The 353-nt window shown below is 40.5% G+C and carries 1 protein-coding gene; it reads right to left on the bottom strand.

Features of this window, described 5'->3' with window-relative positions; all coding sequences use genetic code 11:
- Positions 1 to 353 (bottom strand): phosphopantetheine-binding protein (locus CWS31_RS17475; RefSeq protein ID WP_148747800.1); only part of this gene is annotated, 353 nt, incomplete at both ends.

Below are 353 nucleotides of genomic sequence, written 5' to 3'. Positions count from 1 at the left end.
GTAATTATTTCTTGTACTGCACCTAGGATTTCAACACGTTTAATTGAATCAATACCTAAGTCTGCTTCCATATCCATGCCAAGCTCAAGCATTTCAGTTGGGTAACCTGTTTTATCGGCAACCACTTCCATCATCACGGTTTGAATATGTTTTAAGTCTATCGCTACTAATGCAGTTGTTGCATCAGTCGTTGTTTCAGTCGTTTTTTCAACAATAGGTACTGTAGGGGCTACTGGTGCATTTTCAGCCGTAACAACTGCTTCTTTGCCTTGCATCTTTTCTTGCATATAAGCAACGATTTCACCCAGTGTACGCAGCTCTGCTAAATCTTCTGGATTAAGCTCAGGTAAGTC

The organism is Colwellia echini (assembly GCF_002843355.2).
GTDB classification, from domain to species: Bacteria; Pseudomonadota; Gammaproteobacteria; order Enterobacterales; family Alteromonadaceae; genus Colwellia; species Colwellia echini.
This window is presented reverse-complemented; position numbering and strand designations above follow the sequence as displayed.